Source organism: Pseudomonas sp. GL-R-26 (assembly GCF_019947365.1).
Taxonomy (GTDB): Bacteria; Pseudomonadota; Gammaproteobacteria; order Pseudomonadales; family Pseudomonadaceae; genus Aquipseudomonas.
Map to the genome: position 1 here is coordinate 162,978 of NZ_JAGYGI010000010.1, position 16,333 is coordinate 179,310.

The 16,333-nt window shown below is 61.8% G+C and carries 16 protein-coding genes; 10 read left to right on the plus strand and 6 right to left on the minus strand.

Annotated elements, in window-relative coordinates; all coding sequences use genetic code 11:
* The first annotated feature begins 61 nt into the window (after positions 1 to 61).
* Together KGA96_RS12995 and KGA96_RS13000 are read left to right on the plus strand one after the other, a co-directional pair.
* Positions 62 to 814, plus strand: coding sequence for a GntR family transcriptional regulator (locus KGA96_RS12995; protein ID WP_046042558.1), 753 nt, complete (start codon positions 62 to 64; stop codon positions 812 to 814).
* Position 815: 1 nt separating this feature from the next.
* On the plus strand, positions 816 to 1,379 hold the full coding sequence (locus tag KGA96_RS13000) for an NUDIX hydrolase (RefSeq protein ID WP_223513065.1): 564 nt from the start codon (positions 816 to 818) through the stop codon (positions 1,377 to 1,379).
* An 893-nt stretch (positions 1,380 to 2,272) separates the two neighbouring features.
* Here the strand turns inward: KGA96_RS13000 and KGA96_RS13005 are convergent.
* From KGA96_RS13005 to KGA96_RS13015, 3 genes are all read right to left on the minus strand, one after another.
* Positions 2,273 to 3,028: a DUF2063 domain-containing protein gene (locus tag KGA96_RS13005; RefSeq protein WP_223513066.1), complete on the minus strand. Its 756-nt coding sequence runs from the start codon at positions 3,026 to 3,028 to the stop codon at positions 2,273 to 2,275.
* Positions 3,021 to 3,863, minus strand: a complete 843-nt coding sequence (locus tag KGA96_RS13010; protein WP_223513077.1) for a DUF692 domain-containing protein — start codon at positions 3,861 to 3,863, stop codon at positions 3,021 to 3,023. Before KGA96_RS13010 ends, KGA96_RS13005 begins: the two co-directional genes overlap by 8 nt.
* 170 nt (positions 3,864 to 4,033) lie before the next feature.
* Positions 4,034 to 5,368 (minus strand): acetamidase/formamidase family protein, encoded by a 1,335-nt coding sequence (locus tag KGA96_RS13015; RefSeq protein ID WP_046043271.1) that lies wholly within the window; start codon positions 5,366 to 5,368, stop codon positions 4,034 to 4,036.
* A gap of 436 nt (positions 5,369 to 5,804) precedes the next feature.
* Between KGA96_RS13015 and KGA96_RS13020 the strand changes: the two genes are divergently transcribed.
* A complete protein-coding gene (locus KGA96_RS13020) occupies positions 5,805 to 6,851 on the plus strand; it encodes a class I SAM-dependent methyltransferase (RefSeq protein WP_046043275.1) in 1,047 nt (348 codons plus the stop codon).
* A gap of 124 nt (positions 6,852 to 6,975) precedes the next feature.
* Positions 6,976 to 7,818, plus strand: a complete 843-nt coding sequence (locus tag KGA96_RS13025) for an NAD-dependent protein deacetylase (protein ID WP_046043269.1) — start codon at positions 6,976 to 6,978, stop codon at positions 7,816 to 7,818.
* Positions 7,819 to 7,933: 115 nt separating this feature from the next.
* Here KGA96_RS13025 and KGA96_RS13030 read toward each other — a convergent pair whose 3' ends face one another.
* Entirely contained in the window at positions 7,934 to 8,836 is a 903-nt protein-coding gene (locus KGA96_RS13030; protein WP_046043268.1) for a LysR family transcriptional regulator, read from the minus strand.
* Between the two features lie 174 nt (positions 8,837 to 9,010).
* Between KGA96_RS13030 and KGA96_RS13035 the strand changes: the two genes are divergently transcribed.
* The 6 genes from KGA96_RS13035 to KGA96_RS13060 all read left to right on the plus strand — a co-directional run bounded on the left by KGA96_RS13035 (position 9,011) and on the right by KGA96_RS13060 (position 14,218).
* The gene (locus tag KGA96_RS13035) at positions 9,011 to 9,709 is read left to right on the plus strand and encodes a CoA transferase subunit A (protein ID WP_046043267.1); all 699 of its coding nucleotides are present in this window, start codon (positions 9,011 to 9,013) and stop codon (positions 9,707 to 9,709) included.
* Between the two features lie 36 nt (positions 9,710 to 9,745).
* The gene (locus KGA96_RS13040; RefSeq protein WP_008026717.1) at positions 9,746 to 10,411 is read left to right on the plus strand and encodes a CoA transferase subunit B; all 666 of its coding nucleotides are present in this window, start codon (positions 9,746 to 9,748) and stop codon (positions 10,409 to 10,411) included.
* An 11-nt stretch (positions 10,412 to 10,422) separates the two neighbouring features.
* On the plus strand, positions 10,423 to 11,604 hold the full coding sequence (locus KGA96_RS13045) for an acetyl-CoA C-acetyltransferase (RefSeq protein ID WP_223465652.1): 1,182 nt from the start codon (positions 10,423 to 10,425) through the stop codon (positions 11,602 to 11,604).
* A gap of 282 nt (positions 11,605 to 11,886) precedes the next feature.
* Positions 11,887 to 12,693, plus strand: coding sequence for a hypothetical protein (locus tag KGA96_RS13050; RefSeq protein WP_046043265.1), 807 nt, complete (start codon positions 11,887 to 11,889; stop codon positions 12,691 to 12,693).
* A 97-nt stretch (positions 12,694 to 12,790) separates the two neighbouring features.
* Entirely contained in the window at positions 12,791 to 13,462 is a 672-nt protein-coding gene (locus KGA96_RS13055) for a glutathione S-transferase family protein (RefSeq protein ID WP_223513079.1), read from the plus strand.
* A gap of 189 nt (positions 13,463 to 13,651) precedes the next feature.
* Positions 13,652 to 14,218: a hypothetical protein gene (locus KGA96_RS13060; RefSeq protein WP_223513081.1), complete on the plus strand. Its 567-nt coding sequence runs from the start codon at positions 13,652 to 13,654 to the stop codon at positions 14,216 to 14,218.
* Positions 14,219 to 14,221: 3 nt separating this feature from the next.
* Here the strand turns inward: KGA96_RS13060 and KGA96_RS13065 are convergent, their stop codons facing one another.
* Both KGA96_RS13065 and KGA96_RS13070 read right to left on the minus strand, forming a co-directional pair.
* Positions 14,222 to 14,938 (minus strand): alpha/beta hydrolase, encoded by a 717-nt coding sequence (locus KGA96_RS13065; protein WP_046043261.1) that lies wholly within the window; start codon positions 14,936 to 14,938, stop codon positions 14,222 to 14,224.
* A 184-nt stretch (positions 14,939 to 15,122) separates the two neighbouring features.
* Positions 15,123 to 16,235 (minus strand): succinylglutamate desuccinylase/aspartoacylase family protein, encoded by a 1,113-nt coding sequence (locus tag KGA96_RS13070; RefSeq protein ID WP_223465648.1) that lies wholly within the window; start codon positions 16,233 to 16,235, stop codon positions 15,123 to 15,125.
* Between the last annotated feature and the right edge of the window lie 98 nt (positions 16,236 to 16,333).

Here is a 16,333-nt window from a genome sequence, read left to right on the forward strand (position 1 = left end):
CATGGATTCCCGTAATCGAAGTGTTCTTTTTGCATGGACAGCCACAATCAGAGCGGACCCCATGAAACGCCTGCCACTCGACGACAGCTTCAAGGTCAATCGCAACCCCGTTACCCTGCGCGAAATCGTGCTGGATAAACTGCGAAGCGCCATCATGAACTTCCAGCTCCTGCCGGGAGACCGTCTGGTCGAACGCGATCTGTGCGATCGCCTGGGCGTCAGCCGTACCTCCGTGCGCGAAGCCTTGCGTCACCTCGAATCCGAAGGCCTGGTGGAATTCGCCGACGCCAAGGGCCCGCGTGTCGCGATCATCACCCTGGCCGATGCCGTGGACATCTACGAGCTGCGCTGCGTACTCGAAGGGCTGATCGTGCAACTGTTCACCCTGCGCGCCAAGGCCAAGGACATCAAGGCCCTGGAAAAAGCCCTCGAAGAAAACCGCAAGGCGCTGAAAGACGGCGAGCTGCAACAGGTCATCGACTCGGTGCAGGGTTTCTACGACGTGCTGCTCGAAGGCTCGGGCAACCATGTCGCGGCCACTCAGCTGCGCCAGCTGCAGGCACGCATCAGCTACCTGCGCGCGACCTCGGTGTCCCAGGAAAACCGTCGCGGCGCGAGCAACCAGGAAATGGAGCGCATGGTCGAGGCGATCAAGGGCGGCGATCCGCTGGCCGCCCACCAGGCTTGCGTCGACCACGTGCGTGCGGCCGCTGCCGTGGCCCTGGACTACCTCAAGCGCAAGCAGGAAGAAACCGGCGACATCCCGGCGATCACCCAGCCCATCGCGCTGAAAGAACCGCGCATAGGTCGCTGAAATGTTCAACCCGAGCTTTTGCCCCAAGTGCGGTAGCGCTGATCTCGGTCAGCAGGTGCCGCCGGGCGATACGCACGAGCGCCTGATGTGCCGCGGTTGCGGCTACATCCACTACATCAATCCGAAGATCATTGCCGGCTGTATCATCGAGCAGGACGGCAAGTACCTGCTGTGCCAACGCGCGATTCCGCCGCGTCCTGGCACCTGGACCTTGCCGGCGGGCTTCATGGAAAGCGGCGAGACCACCGAGCAGGCGGCCTTGCGCGAGGTCTGGGAAGAAAGCGGCGTGCGTGCGGAAATCGTCTCGCCCTATTCGATCTTCAGCGTGCCGCAGATCAGCGAGGTGTACATCATCTTCCGCGCCATCGCGCTGGAGATTACCGGGCAGTACGGGCCGGAGACCCTCGACTACAAGTTCTTCGCGCCTGAGGATATTCCCTGGGACAGCATCTACTACCCGGCGATCCGGCAGATTCTTGAGCGCTATATCGAGGAGCGTCAGGCCGGGGTGTATGGCATTTACATGGGCAATGATGACAGCGGGAAGATTCACTTTATTCGCTAGCTGTTTTGGAGAATCCCCTTCTTCGGCTGTTTTCTGGTCGGTGTACATATCCATTGCTGCGGTAACGGCCACTTAGGGTTCCGCCCTTACGGCGGGTCACTTGGAAGAGCCCCAAGTAACCAAGGGCTCTTGCCCCTGACATTCGGTGCCTCGCCGTGGCTCGGCATGCCCTCGCTCCGGTCCTGCTCCGTGGGCCCGCCGCCATCGGCCATCCATGGCCGGCGGCGGCTAACCCGGCATCCATGCCGGGTTGCCCACTGCGCAGAACCTCCACTCGGCCTCACGAGGGGGCGTACACCGCAACAGCGCCCGAGGCGGCCTACCGGCCGGCCTGTTTGCTGGGGTCGTTCGTCTGTGATGTACCTGGTCGACTTGCAGGCCGCTATCGCGAGCAGGCTCGCTCCTACAGTTGGATTGGGTACATTCAAAAGAAATTGGTCGGCCGGCAGGCCGCCTTCGCGAGCAGGCTCGCTCCCACAGAAGAGCAAAGGCAGGTCGGCGTACACCCACGCTCCTCACCACTCATCAGGCCGAGCGTTAGCTCGCCTGCAGCTCTTGATCTTGATCCACCCGCCCCCTCGGCAGGCTGAGCGAAGGTGTTCATCCGGGGATTGGCGCGCAGCGCCGTTCGACGCAGTCGAACTCATTGCATGTAGGTCGAAGCGAAGCCGACCGGAGGGCAATGCCCCCGGATGAATACCGGAGCGAAGGAACCCCGAGCCTCAGCGAGGGGCCGTACGTAAGGGGCGAGACCTTTTGGTTCCTTTTGGGGCGTTTGCCAAAAGGGACTCGCCGTAAGGGCGAAACCATAAGCCGCCGTTACCAAAAAACCGGATATGTACTCAATCACCCAAGAACCTGGTCGGCCCAAAGGCCGCCAAGGTCAAAGAAGATCAACCTACCCCAACAACCCCCTCCCCATGCATCTGCCGCAACAACCCCAGACCACCCTCGAAAAACGCCGAAGAGCCAATCTGCCCCGCCTCCACCGCCAATCCTTGCAACTGCTCACGCCCGGTCAACTCGGGAAACTCACCTACACGCAGCAACAACCGCCACGCCAACGGACTCAGTTCAGAAAACCTCACACTCCAGTCCTCGGCGCGACGCACCAGCAACAACGTCGGCTGAGCAGGCGCCACATCAGGCTGGTAATCCTGCCCCACCCGCTGCACCGGCCAGGCGTAAGCCAATGGCCAGGCCAGCGGCGACACCTGCAAGCGCCGATCCAGCAGCAACGCGTCATCACCGCCAACCAGAGGCTCAGCGTCAGACTGTTGCAGCGCCATTTCCACCCACTCGTAATGCGCCAGCTCCACCATGAACGGCGGCCACGGCCCATCGCTCAACTCCAGAGATTCAGAGGCGAGAAACTCGACAAACTCCTGAGCAATCTCACCAAATTTCGGCGTGCGGGCGCGGTAGTCCCGCAGAAAGATCCGCACCAGCGACCGCCAGCGTTCATTGCCCAGAATCTTCACCAGCACCGGAAAGGTGCCACTGAGCAACGACGACAGGTTGGCAAACACCAGGTCGCGATAAACCTGCGCCCGAGCGGGGTCCATTTCGCTGGGTGGCGCGTTGTGCTCAGGGTCGCGCAGGTACAGGCCCATGGCGGTTTGTTGATGCAAAAGACTCGACTTACCCACGGTTCACGCCCTCCTGTTGCAGCCGGCGAATGGTCTGCAATTCCGCCACCAGTTCAGTGAATGCCGGAAAGTTGAAATCCCGCTCCAGCAAGGTCGGTTGCGTACCGAAGCGGGCATAAGCCTGGGCCAGCAACGACCACACCGCTGGTTTGACCGAAGCGCCATGGGTGTCGATCTTCAAGGAATCGGACTCGTCGAAGTGCCCGGCAATGTGCATCGCCACCACCCGGCCCGAATCGATGCCCGCCAGAAACACCTGCGGATCGAAGCCGTGGTTGATCGAATTGACGTAGACGTTATTGACGTCCAGCAACAGGTCGCAATCGGCCTCGCGCAACACCGCATTGGTGAACGTCACCTCGTCCATGTCCTGTTGAGGCGCGGCGTAATAAGAGACGTTTTCCACCGCCAGGCGCCGACCAAGAATGTCCTGGGCCTGACGAATACGCGCAACGACGTGGTACACCGCTTCTTCAGTGAACGGCAGTGGCAACAGGTCATACAGGTGGCCGTCATCGCTGCAATAGCTCAGATGCTCGCTGTACAGCGGCACGTTGTAGTGATCAAGAAAACCCCGGACTTCCTGCAAAAAACCGACGTCCAGCGGCGACGGCCCGCCCAGGGACAGGGACAGGCCATGACAGGACAATGGATAGCGTTCAGCCAGGGCGCGCAATGCCGCACCATGGGCGCCGCCAATGCCGATCCAGTTTTCCGGCGCGACTTCCAGAAAGTCGAAATCGCCTGCCGGTGCGGCCTGGAGGTCTTTCATTAAACCGCGACGCAGGCCCAGGCCGACGCTGGCCTTCGCTACAGGAATGACGGGGGTTTGCATGAAGTCGATCTCGGACGGTGGCTGGGGAGCGGGCACCGAATGGATGCCCGCCGTCAGACACAGTTAATCGAAGCGGTGTATCGGGCCTGTGTTCACTTGTGCCGGAAAATGCCAGCGTGTGTATCGCCAGCAAGTCCATACACACTGTGATACAGACCCGCCGCTGGCTGTCAGGCCAAGTCGTATTTCTCACGCACCAGATGGCCGATGCCCATGCGATCGAGCACATTCATCGGGCACAGGAACGTCACACGCACAGTGCCCGGCAGGCGACTGATGTCGATCGATCCGGTGATGGTGGCGCGGTTGAGGACTTCGTCATAAGGCAGGCCGGTAACGGAAGCGGCGCGTTGCAGGCCGTTTTCCACCGCCAGGTTGAGGTTCTCGCCGCTGCCGATGAAGGTGATCGGCCCACTCTGTTCGATCTCGTGCTGGCCCCAACGCTCACCCAGCTCACGGACTCTTGCCCGTTGTTCGGCGTTCATTGGCCGGGCCATCGGCGGCAAGTCATCGAGATTTTGCAACAGGATCGGCCCTTCCAGGGTCAGGTTCTTCACCACTTGCACCACCACTTCGGTTTCCCCGGAACAATCGGTGGCGTGCCCGGCGATTTCGCCGTTGCCCTGTTGGGCATGCATGTCGCCCATGTACACCCCGGCACCGGGAACTTTAACCGGGCAAATCAGCACGCAGCCTTCGCGAATCGAGTTGGTGTCCATGTGGCCGTCGGTTTTCGCCGCGTGCAGTTCTTCGCGGGTCATGCCGAAACGGTGCGGTGCGTTGATCAGGTACTGGCCGAAGTCGGCGCAGTTGTGGGAATCGGGCAAATCCCGGGATGGCAGGGTGCCGATGTTGCCGAGAAACGGCCGCATGTGTGCCGCAACACCGGGAATGTCGGCACGGGCCAGGGACAGGATCGAATGCTGGGCGGCGAATTCCGGCAGCGCCGACATTTCTGATGCGTTACCTGCCAGTCGATTGGCGATGTCCTGATTGACCGTCAGGCTGACCTGGTTCTGCGCATCGAACACAATCACATAGCCGTGGCTGAAACGAAACGCGCTGACCTCGGCACCACAATGGTTGCAGCGAATGGCCTCGGCGCCGATGCCTTCGACATGGCTGGCGGGATGATCGGTGCCGCACATGGAGCAGAATTTAGAAACGAACGGATCGCCGTTGTACCGCCCCTCAACAAAGCTCATCACTCCGGATGAAGTCGCCAGCGACGTCACACGCATGCTTTTGATCTTGATGGCCACGGCATCACCGATTTGCGCCCCGGCGATCGCCACCGGTCGCGTCACTTCATGCCCGCCCTCGAAGGCGGGCGTGATCATCGGTCCCCAACAGCCCGGTGGCGTACCGGTGATCAGCGTACCGCCGTCGACCAACGGCCCGAGCATCGGCTGGCTCGGGCCAATGATGCCGTTGGTGTAGTGATCGACCCGCAGTCGATCCACGGGTGTGACGTTGGGATCGGGTTGAGACACAAGCGTTGTCATGGAAGTCCCCTTGACCGCATCAGGCGCGGAACAGAGTCGAGCGTACGGCCGCCGGTTGCGACGGCCAGGGAAGGAGTCTTGGCCGCCACGGTTTAACGGCGCCAAAACGGCCTTCACAGCTCATCGCAGGTTTGTATCGGTTCTGTGTTCGGCTGGGGTCTGAAGTTGCGCGGGACTGTATCGAAAGGCCGGTGAGATACAGTGAGATACATCACGCCTCCCTGTGGGAGCGAGCCGGCTCGCTCCCACAGGGAGGCGTAGCGGCAGGAAAAACGTTGCTTTCGTCGCGTCAGACCGCGCGGTACAAGGCTCGGACTAAACTTACTGCACACAGGGCCCGCTTGGTGCCCTGTACATTCCCACGACCACCGCCCAGCGGCGAACGCCTCGCCAAACAATGCCCCTGGACCGTGATCCTGCTGAAGGAGCACACATGATGGACGAGGCCAGACTCAACGATTTCATGGGCAAACTGGTGAATGACATGGGCGGCGCGGCGATGCTCGCCAACGTCATCCTCGGCGAAGAGCTCGGTCTGTACCGGGCGATGGCCGACAGTCAGCCGATGACCCCGGAAGCACTCGCCGCCAAAACCGGCTGCAACACCCGCCTGCTGCGCGAATGGCTCAGCGCCCATGCCGCCTCCGGCTACATGGAACACCGCGACGGCCAGTTCCGTCTGCCCGAAGAGCAAGCCATGGCTTTGGCAAACGAAGACTCACCGGTTTATGTGGCGGGCGGAATCGGCGTGGTCGCGTCGTTTTTCCATGACAAGGACAAACTGGTCAACGCCATGCGCGGCAACGGCGCCCTGCCCTGGGGCGATCACCATCCGTGCATGTTCAGCGGGACCGAACGCTTCTTCCGCCCCGGCTACAAGGCCCATTTGGTCGCCGAATGGTTGCCGGCACTCGACGGCGTGATGGCCAAACTGGAGGCCGGGGCCAAAGTGGCGGACATCGGCTGCGGGCACGGCGCCTCGACAGTGATCATGGCCCAGGCGTTTCCGGATTCGCGCTTCGTCGGTTTCGACTACCACGCGCCGTCCGTTACCGTTGCCACCCAACGGGCCGAAGAAGGGGGTGTGTCCAGCCGGGCCAAGTTCTTCCAGGGCACCGCAAAAAGTTACCCCGGCAGCGACTATGACCTGATCTGCTACTTCGACTGCCTGCACGACATGGGCGACCCGGTGGGCGCGGCCAAGCATGCCTATGAGTCGCTGAAGGACGATGGCACGGTGCTGCTGGTCGAGCCCTACGCCAACGATTTGCTCGACGACAACGTCAACCCGGTCGGACGCCTGTTCTACGCGGCGTCGACCTTCATCTGCACGCCCAACTCGTTGTCCCAGGAAGTCGGCCTCGGCCTCGGAGCTCAGGCCGGTGAAACGCGGTTGCGCAAAGTGTTCAGCGAGGCCGGATTCACCCGTTTCCGCCGGGCCACGGAAACACCGTTCAACCTGATCCTGGAGGCGCGTAAATAATCCCCGCCGCCATCTCTGTAGGCGCGAGCTTGCTCCGGGCGGCGTTCCGACGATGGTGTGTCAGCTATATTGATGTCGACTGACACTCCATCGCGAGCAAGCTCGCTCCTACAGGTTTCCCGGTATGCTCGACCGCCAGACCCGTGACCAACTCGATCGCCTCCATCAGCTCATGACGGATCAGCCGTTTGCCGTGCTGACCGGTGCCGGTATCAGCACGCCCTCGGGCATCCCGGATTATCGCGACAACCAGGGCGTGCGGCGTGGCCGGCAGCCGATGATGTACCAGGAATTTCTTTCGGCCCCGGAGTCCCGGCGGCGCTATTGGGCGCGGGCGATGCTCGGCTGGCCACGGGTGCGACTGGCACAACCGAACGTGGCCCACGCCACCCTGGCCCGTTTGCAAGGCACGCGACAGATCAGCGGGTTGATCACCCAGAACGTCGACACCCTGCACGACCAGGCCGGCAGCCGTGACGTGATCGAACTCCACGGCAGTCTGCACCGGGTGCTGTGCCTGGATTGTGGCCAGCGTAGTGAGCGCGATTCGATCCAGCGCCTGATGGAAACACAGAACCCGTACCTGGCCGGCGTCGATGCGGTGCAGGCGCCGGACGGCGACACCTTGCTCGACCCGGCCTTCGAGGCACGCTTCCAGGTCCCGCACTGCCCGCATTGCGCCGGGGAACGGATGAAGCCAGACGTGGTGTTTTTTGGCGAGAACGTCGCACAGGCCACGGCGGCCAAGGCGATGGCCGCCGTCGAACAGGCTGCCGGGCTGTTGGTGATTGGCTCGTCGTTGATGGCCTATTCGGCGTTTCGCTTGTGTCGGGCGGTGGTGGATCAGGGCAAGCCGTTGATTGCGATCAACCTGGGCAAGACCCGGGCCGATGAGATGCTGGATTTGAAGATCGAGGGGTCGTGTGAGCAGCTTCTTCCGTTATTGGCCCAACGCCTTAACCACTGACAAAACCCAATCTCTGTAGGAGTGAGCCTGCTCGCGATGGGGCCAGCACATACAACATCTCTGTCGACTGACACACCGTCATCGCGAGCAGGCTCGCTCCTACAGGGGATCGTGATCAGCTCATGGCAACTCGCTGCCCAAGGTTTTCCTCTTTGAGCACATCAAACAACGCCTGCGCCGCCGCCGACAGTTCTCCCCCCGGTAACGTCAGCACCCCCAGCGCCCGCTCCACCACCGGGTCGCGCAAGGTAATGCAACGCGCCCCCAGTTCACGCATCTGCCCGGCACACAAAGCCGGCACTGCGCTCACGCCCAGGCCACTGGCGACCATGCGCCCGACCGTCGCCAGTTGATGGCTTTCAAACTCCACCGGCAGCTTCATGCCCCGGGCCTGCAAGTGTTCTTCCAGCATCACCCGCACCGTCGACGGACGCTGCAGGGTAATGAACGGCTCCTTGAGCAGGGTCTGCCAGTCGATGTCATCGAGTTCGGCCAGCGCCGAATCCAGGGGAACCACCGCGACGAAGCGGTCGATGTACAACGGCGTGAATTGCAGCGACGAACTCTGGGTCGGCTCGAACGCCACCCCCAGCTCCACCTGGCGGTCACGGACCATTTCCAGCACTTGTTCGTTGATCACGTCATTGACCGTCACGTTGACATTCGGATAACGGGCGCGGAAGGTCTTGAGGATCGGCGGCAGCAGGTTGCCGGCGAACGATGGCATCGCCGCCAGGGTCACGCGGCCGCGCTGCAGGGTGAAGCGCTGGCGCAACTCATCCTCGGCATTGTCCCAGTCGGCGATCAACCGGCGCGCCAGCGGCACCAGGGATTCGCCTTCGGCGGTGAGCGCCACGTTGCGCGTGGTGCGGGTGAACAAGCGCCCGCCCAGGCCCTCCTCCAGCGCCTTGATGGTCAGGCTAAGGGCCGATTGCGACAGGTGCAGGCGCTCGCAGGCCACGGCAAAGCTCAGGCTCTGGGCCACCGCCAGAAAGGCGCGGATCTGCTTGACGGTCATAGTCGCTTCGCTCCAGTTGTAAGCTACAAGCTTCAAGCTGCAAGATTAAAGCAGCGTTTAATGAGCTTTATCAATCAATCAGATCTAAAAAACAACTTAACAAATGAATCTTGCAGCGAGACACTCCTTCCCATTCGGCTAGCCAGCCGCCCACAAAGAATAAAAGAGGTGCATATGGCAGGTTTCGACAAGCGCGTGAGTTCCTACGAGGAAGCTCTGGCAGGTCTTGAAGACGGCATGACCGTGATCGCCGGCGGCTTTGGTCTGTGCGGGATCCCGGAGAACCTGATCAACGAGATCAAGCGCAAAGGTACTCGCGACCTCACCGTCGTCTCCAACAACTGCGGCGTCGACGGTTTCGGCCTCGGCGTACTGCTGACCGACCGCCAGATCAGCAAAGTGGTGGCGTCCTACGTCGGCGAAAACAAGCTGTTCGAAGAGCAACTGCTCAAGGGTGAAATCGAAGTCACCCTGACCCCGCAAGGCACCCTCGCCGAAAAAATGCGCGCAGGCGGCGCCGGCATCCCGGCCTTCTTCACCGCCACCGGCGTTGGCACGCCTGTCGCCGAAGGCAAGGAAGTCCGCGAATTCCATGGCCGCAAGTACCTGATGGAAGAGTCCATCACCGGCGACTTCGCCATCGTCAAAGGCTGGAAAGCCGACCACTTCGGTAACGTGATCTATCGCCACACCGCGCAGAACTTCAACCCGCTGGCGGCCACCGCCGGCAAGATCACCGTGGTCGAAGTCGAAGAAATCGTCGAACCCGGCGAGCTGGACCCGGCGCAGATCCACACCCCTGGCATCTACGTCGACCGGATCATCTGCGGCACGTTCGAGAAGCGCATCGAACAGCGCACCGTGCGTAAGTGATCCCCTGCCCCCGGACCGAATGAAGGAATAACAACAATGGCACTTTCCCGCGAACAAATGGCTCAACGCGTCGCCCGCGAAATGCAGGACGGCTTCTACGTGAACCTGGGCATCGGCATTCCGACCCTGGTCGCCAACTACATCCCCGAAGGCATGGAAGTCATGCTGCAGTCGGAAAACGGCCTGCTGGGCATGGGTCCTTTTCCTACCGAAGAAACCATCGATGCCGACATGATCAACGCCGGCAAGCAAACCGTGACCGCACGTACCGGCGCGTCGATTTTCTCCTCCGCCGAGTCCTTCGCGATGATCCGCGGTGGTCATGTCGACCTGACCGTGCTGGGCGCCTTTGAAGTGGACGTGCAAGGCAACATTGCCTCGTGGATGATCCCCGGCAAACTGGTCAAGGGCATGGGCGGCGCGATGGACCTGGTTGCCGGCGCCGACAACATCATCGTCATCATGACCCACGCGTCCAAGGACGGTGAGTCCAAGCTGTTGTCCCAATGCAGCCTGCCGCTGACCGGCGCCGGTTGCATCAAGCGCGTACTGACCGACCTGGCCTACCTGGAAATTGAAAACGGCGCGTTCATTCTGAAAGAGCGCGCACCGGGCGTCAGCGTCGAAGAGATCGTCGCCAAGACTGCCGGTAAACTGATCGTGCCGGACCACGTGCCGGAAATGCAGTTCGCTGCCCAGTGAGGAATCATTCCATGCAAGAAGTCGTCATTGTTGCCGCCACGCGCACCGCGATCGGCAGCTTCCAGGGATCCCTGGCCAATGTCTCCGCGGTTGACCTGGGCGCTGCGGTGATCCGCCAGCTACTGGCGCAAACCGGCCTGGACCCTGCGCAAGTCGATGAAGTGATCATGGGCCAGGTGCTGACCGCCGGCGCCGGCCAAAACCCTGCGCGCCAGGCCGCGATCAAGGCCGGCCTGCCCTTCGCCGTACCGGCCATGACCCTGAACAAGGTCTGCGGCTCGGGCCTTAAAGCCCTTCACCTGGGCGCCCAGGCGATCCGCTGCGGCGATGCCGAAGTGATCATCGCCGGTGGCCAGGAAAACATGAGCCTGTCCAACTACGTCATGCCCGGTGCCCGCACCGGCCTGCGCATGGGCAACGGGCAAATCGTCGACACCATGATCAGCGATGGCCTGTGGGATGCGTTCAACGATTACCACATGGGCATCACTGCCGAGAATCTGGTCGAGAAATACAGCCTGACTCGCGAGCAGCAGGACGCGTTCGCCGCCGCCTCGCAGCAGAAAGCCGTGGCCGCCATCGAAGCCGGGCGCTTCGTCGATGAAATCACCCCGATCCTGATCCCGCAGCGCAAGGGCGATCCGCTGTCCTTCGCCACCGACGAGCAACCACGGGCCGGCACCACCGCCGAATCCCTGGGCAAACTCAAAGCCGCCTTCAAGAAGGACGGCTCGGTGACCGCCGGCAACGCTTCGTCGCTGAACGACGGCGCCGCGGCCGTGATCCTGATGAGCGCCGAAAAGGCCAAGGCCCTCGGCCTGCCGGTGCTTGCAAAAATCGCTGCCTACGCCAACGCAGGCGTCGATCCGGCGATCATGGGCATCGGCCCGGTGTCGGCCACCCGCCGCTGCCTGGACAAGGCCGGCTGGAACATCGACCAGCTTGAGCTGGTTGAAGCCAACGAAGCCTTCGCCGCGCAATCGCTGGCCGTGGCCAAGGACCTGGAATGGGACTTGAACAAGGTCAACGTCAACGGCGGCGCCATCGCCCTGGGTCACCCGATCGGTGCCTCGGGTTGCCGCGTGCTGGTGACCCTACTGCATGAAATGCTCAAGCGTGACGCCAAGAAAGGCCTCGCCACCCTGTGTATCGGTGGTGGTCAGGGCGTGGCACTGGCGCTCGAACGGGCGTAAGCCAACAGCGTTCAACAGACGGCGCGGGGACCCACGAAGATCCGTGACCGTCTGGAAAAACACCCGGTGCGATGTAAGTCGCACCGGGTTCTTTTTTGCCTGCGTTTTTTCAGGTGGACCGCGTTATCGTTCATCGCGGGCTGCCCAAAAAACGTATGCGCAAAGGCCTTTGGCACAAATTCCAAAGGGCCTTAATTTTGTATACAAAATTCGCACACACATAAAGCAAACTACTCGATGCAATGTTACCGTTGCTGCCTCACACAGGTCGGAGACGTGCGCGTGTTGATCCTCAAGTTACTGCTGATCCCAGGCTTCCTGCTACTGATTTCCCTGGCTGGCAAACGCTGGGGGCCGAGCGTGGCCGGTTGGTTGTCGGGGTTGCCGGTGGTGGTCGGGCCGATCCTGTTGTTCCTCGCCCTCGAACAAGGTCAGGCGTTCGCCGCGCAATCGGCCACCGCCGCGCTGTCAGCCATGTTCGCGATGATTGCGTTCTGCGTGACCTACGCCCAGGTCGCGCAACGGGCCGAATGGCCGCTGGCGCTGCTGATCTCGCTATCGGTTTGGGCACTGGTGGCGGTTGTCCTGTCGCTGATCCCGGCCTCCGTGGTGTTTTCGGTGTGCGCCGCCGCCACCGCGCTGCTCGCCGCACCCTACCTGTTCCCCACCGTGCAACCGGTGCTCAGTGGCCCGGCGCCGAAATCCGACAAGCTTCTGTTGCGCATGGTGGCCGGTGCATTGCTCACCCTGGTCGTCACGCTGCTGGCCAGCACCGTCGGCGACCGCTGGAGCGGCCTGCTGGCGGTATTCCCGGTACTGGGCAGCGTGATGGCGGTGTTCTCCCAGCAAACCCGTGGCCCGGCCTTTACCGCCGCGCTGTTGCGCGCCACCGCCACCGGCATGTACTCGTTCGCCGCCTTTTGCCTGGTGTTGGCCCTGGCCCTGCCGACGATGGGAATGAACGCTTTTGTGCTGGGCGTCGCGGTGTCGGTGGCCATGCTGGGCGTGACCAGACGCCTGCTGGCGCGACCGGCCAGCCCGGCGACGGACACTGAAGGAAGCATCAAAGCAACGAAACCTGTTCGATGATTTCGCACGAGTAGAACAACAACCTCGCACGTCAATCGAACGGGTTTGCTTCAACATTGACCTCAGTTCCAACCCCTACCCGACTGAGGCCTGCACCATGAAATTCTTTTTCCACCCGTCACCGAACCCAATGAAAGTTGCCCTGCTGCTCGAAGAGCTGCAAACGCCGTACGAGTTGATCGGCGTCGACACCTTCAAGGGCGAGCAACACCAGCCAGCCTTTTTGGCGATCAACCCGAACGCCAAGGTACCCGCGCTGGTGGATGGCGATGCCATCGTGTTCGACTCCCAGGCGATCCTGCTGCACCTAGCGCACAAACATCAGCGCTTCCTGCCGACCTCCGCTACCGGTCAGGCCGAGATGCTGTCGTGGCTGATGTTCATCGGCACCGGCCTGTCGCCGTTCTCCGGCCAGGCGGTGCACTTCCTGCACCACGCACCGGAAGATCTGCCCTACGCGAAAAACCGCTACTTCAAGGAAGTCGAACGCCACTACCGCATCCTCGACGAGCGCCTGGCCCAACATCAGTACCTGGCGGGCGACACCTACAGCATCGCCGATATGGCCTTGTGGGGCTGGGCCAACTACGCGCCCTACATCCTCGGCGAGAGCGGTCTGGCGGCGTACCCGAACGTCAAACGCTTGTACGATGAAATCAGCGCCCGCCCCGCCGCCCAGCGTGCCCACGGTCTGAAAGAGAAACTGGTGCTCAAGGCCGAATTCGACGAAGAAACCCGTCGCAACCTGTTCCCACAAAACCAGGCGTAACCCGCCGGTTCCAGCCTTCGAGGGTGATGAAATGAGTGATCAATGTGGCGAGGGAGCTTGCCACAGGTAAGCCACCTAACCCCCGATCGCTGCTTTGCCTAAGTGACCGCTCGGTAGAGCACACTGGAACGCATCACAACCTCCGTGGGATGATCGCGCCCCACCGCGCGCCCATCCCTGGAGATCCCGATGTCATTGTTGAGTAAAAAAGCCCTTGTCCTGCTGCTGGCCGCCGCTACCGGCCTTGGGGCTTTGAATGCGCAGGCTGCCAAGGCCACGTCCAGCGATGCGCCCGCCCAGAAAGTCTCGATGCTCGGCAGCAAGTTCACCTTCAACCTGCCCAAGGGTTTCATCGCCAACCCGCTGCCGGCCAGCCCGGACGGTGCCAGCGGCACCCTGTACAGCAACGAGACCACCAAGACCGTGGTGATCGCCGCAGAAAACACCCTGCCCAACGGTATCAGCGTCAAGGACAACGACGGCGGGTTCCTCGACGGCACCGCGGCCGATTTCGAAACGGCGCAACACAAATCCCTGCCCGACTACAACAAGCTCAGCGAGAAAGCCCTGACCCGGACAACCGGGCTGGGCCTGCGCCAGGTCGACGGCACTGCCACGCAGGGCGGCGGCATGACCCTCACCACCACGCTGATGGCCGCATCAGGCACTCGCATGGCGGTGATCCAGGTGATTTCCCGCCCAGGCGACATGGCGGCACACGAAACCCTGATCAAACAGATCGTCAGCGGAAAATGAATCTCAGGGATTGAGGCGCTGCAACCAGGCGCTCAAGTCCTGTATCTCGTCGGCGCTGATGTTGTGACCGACACCGGGGTAGGCGTGAAACTCGGGTTCGAGTGACACGCTCTGCAACAGGCTATTGGCTTCGGTGCCGTCGCTCAATGGCAGGCGTTTGTCCTGCTCGCCATGACCGATGAAAATCGCCAGGGACTGGCGTTTTTCATCCGGCTGGAGCTCGGACTTGAGCACCGGCAGTATCCGTCCGCTCAATGCAGCGATCCCACCGAGCGCCTCGGGATGCCGCAGGCCTGTTTCGTAGGACATGATCGCGCCCTGGCTAAAGCCCACCAGGAACACCTTCTCGGGTTCGGTGTGATATTTCTTCGTGGCCTGTGCGACGAAATCCAGCAGCAACTGGCCGCTGGACTTCAGATCATCGGTCTCGCCGTTGTAGGCCCCTTCGCCCTTCTTGCGAAACCACTGATAGCTACCCGCCTCCATCACCAAGGGTGCCCGCACCGACAGGTAGGTGTAGGACGCGGGCAAGTCATCCTTGATGCCGAACAGGTCCTGCTCGTTACTGCCGTAACCGTGGAGGAAAATCACAAGGGGTTGATGGTTCGAATCGGCGCTGGCCTGCTCCAGGTACTTGAGCGGCAAGTCGGTTTGCAGCGGGGTTTGGGCGTGGACGGCAGTGGATACCAAGAGCGTGAGCAGCGCGAGAATCTTCAACATGGGTCTTCCTTCACGGAATGCAGGATTCGGGGAAGAGCCTAACACTGTGAGGTGGGGCAGGAACATCTCGGGCGCGACTGATGCCGCCTTCGCGAGCAGGCTCGCTCCCACATTTGAAATGCATTCAACTGTGAGAGCGAGCCTGCTCGCGAAGAGGCCCGAACAACCTGCAAAAATCTCTGAATCAGTCGTTGATCAACTTGCCCACCCGAATCGGCTCGCGCCCGGCGACCTTCGCCTGCCAGCTGCCCGGTTGGGTGTAGCGCCCACGGTCGATGGCGAACAGCACGCCACTGGTGCCGGCCTGCACGGTGGTGACCTTGTCGTTCAACGGGTCGACCACCTCGAACAGCGCATCGCCCTTCTCCACCCACTCCCCGGCCTCACGCAGGAAGCTGACCACACCATGATGCGGTGCGAACAGGTATTGGGTGCCTTCGAATGGCATGCCTTCACAGCATTCGGCCGGTGCCGCTGGCCAGGTGCCGGAGATGAAACCCTGCTCGGCGAGGAACCCGAGGATGGCCTCGCAATTGGCCTGGGCCTGGTCGACCCGGGTGTCGCCCATGCTGCCCAGCTCCAGGGTGGTCGCCAGGTTGGCCGGTGGAATCGTCGCCGCCGGGAACGCCCTGGCCAGGCGCAACCATGGCGAAGAACAGGATTCATCGAACGAACTGCCGCCGGAGTCTTCACACAACAACGCCACGCCGGCCTTCAAACGCGCCGCCAGGGATTGCCACTGCGGCCAGTGCTGCGGCAACGCGTAGATGTGGATCGCGGCGTCGAAGTCGCAATGCAGGTCGAGGGTGATGTCGGCGTCGCAGGCATGGCGCAGCAACAGGCGGTGCATGGCTTCCAGCTGCGATGGCGCTGCCGGCAAGCCGTCGAGGACCTGGCCCATGGTCTGGCGAATCAGCGCGATGTTGGCCTGGGCGTCGGTGCCAAGGCGATCACCGATCAACTCGGCCACCGGCGCACTGAGTTCGACGAACGAGCGATTGAAGTTCTTGCCGCTGCCGAGCTCGAAACGCCCCAAGTGGCTGCCTTGCAAGTGCTGGTCGAGGCCAATGGGATTGGCCACCGGCACCAGCTCTATCACACCGTTCAATTGTCCCTGTTGCTCAAGGTCGGCCAGGCGTTTTTTCAACTCCCAGGCGGTGCGCATGCCCGGCAATTCGTCGGCATGCAGGCTGGCCTGGATGTACACCTTGCGCGTGCCCGCGCCATAACGAAACACGCTGAGGGTGCGCTCGCTGCCCAGGTGGCTCCAGGGAAGTTTGTGGTCGATGCGTTGCATAAAAAACTCCTGAAAACAGAGAAACCTGTGGAATCTTTGCGCTGAAAATGATTGCACAAAAAAAATGGCAACCGCGTCTGACGGTTGCCACTTTTCCA

Coding starts and splice junctions, on each gene's coding strand:
- KGA96_RS12995 (WP_046042558.1), top strand. CDS start 62: ATGAAACGCCTGCCACTCGACGACAGCTTCAAGGTCAATCGCAACCCC.
- KGA96_RS13000 (WP_223513065.1), top strand. CDS start 816: ATGTTCAACCCGAGCTTTTGCCCCAAGTGCGGTAGCGCTGATCTCGGT.
- KGA96_RS13010 (WP_223513077.1), bottom strand. CDS start 3,863: ATGCAAACCCCCGTCATTCCTGTAGCGAAGGCCAGCGTCGGCCTGGGC.
- KGA96_RS13015 (WP_046043271.1), bottom strand. CDS start 5,368: ATGACAACGCTTGTGTCTCAACCCGATCCCAACGTCACACCCGTGGAT.
- KGA96_RS13020 (WP_046043275.1), top strand. CDS start 5,805: ATGGACGAGGCCAGACTCAACGATTTCATGGGCAAACTGGTGAATGAC.
- KGA96_RS13025 (WP_046043269.1), top strand. CDS start 6,976: ATGCTCGACCGCCAGACCCGTGACCAACTCGATCGCCTCCATCAGCTC.
- KGA96_RS13030 (WP_046043268.1), bottom strand. CDS start 8,836: ATGACCGTCAAGCAGATCCGCGCCTTTCTGGCGGTGGCCCAGAGCCTG.
- KGA96_RS13035 (WP_046043267.1), top strand. CDS start 9,011: ATGGCAGGTTTCGACAAGCGCGTGAGTTCCTACGAGGAAGCTCTGGCA.
- KGA96_RS13040 (WP_008026717.1), top strand. CDS start 9,746: ATGGCACTTTCCCGCGAACAAATGGCTCAACGCGTCGCCCGCGAAATG.
- KGA96_RS13045 (WP_223465652.1), top strand. CDS start 10,423: ATGCAAGAAGTCGTCATTGTTGCCGCCACGCGCACCGCGATCGGCAGC.
- KGA96_RS13055 (WP_223513079.1), top strand. CDS start 12,791: ATGAAATTCTTTTTCCACCCGTCACCGAACCCAATGAAAGTTGCCCTG.
- KGA96_RS13060 (WP_223513081.1), top strand. CDS start 13,652: ATGTCATTGTTGAGTAAAAAAGCCCTTGTCCTGCTGCTGGCCGCCGCT.
- KGA96_RS13065 (WP_046043261.1), bottom strand. CDS start 14,938: ATGTTGAAGATTCTCGCGCTGCTCACGCTCTTGGTATCCACTGCCGTC.
- KGA96_RS13070 (WP_223465648.1), bottom strand. CDS start 16,235: ATGCAACGCATCGACCACAAACTTCCCTGGAGCCACCTGGGCAGCGAG.